The 334-nt window shown below is 63.5% G+C and carries 1 protein-coding gene; it reads right to left on the bottom strand.

What is annotated here, in order from left to right; all coding sequences use genetic code 11:
- Window positions 1–307, bottom strand: a 307-nt coding sequence (locus SB717_RS34445; protein ID WP_410907342.1) for a hypothetical protein, incomplete at its 3' end; no start/stop codon positions are given.
- Between the last annotated feature and the right edge of the window lie 27 nt (window positions 308–334).

The raw sequence follows: 334 nt of genomic DNA on the forward strand, positions 1-334 counted from the left end.
GGCTGCCGGCCCTGGCACCTGTATTCGTGCCACTGGCGACCCCATTGAGCAATGCCTGGCCGAATATTTTCCGCCCAGTCGGAACGAGCACCTTGCCTCCCGCCCGAGCGGCGCCTTTCAAGGCCCCCGCTCCGGCGCCGATGCCCGCCGTGGTGGCTGTCATCACCGTGTCGAAGATGATATCCCTGGCCACAGCCACATAGTCGCCCTTGACCAGGTTCCTGATCATCGTAACGCCCGCCAGAAAGCCGAGGAGACGGTCGAATTCGGCTTGGCTCTGCGCCTTTTCTTCGTCGAAAGTCGTCACCGCCAGGGTGCTCTCCCGGACGTCATC

It is taken from the genome of Priestia sp. SIMBA_032, from assembly GCF_046535215.1.
Classification (GTDB): Bacteria; Bacillota; Bacilli; order Bacillales; family Bacillaceae_H; genus Priestia; species Priestia aryabhattai.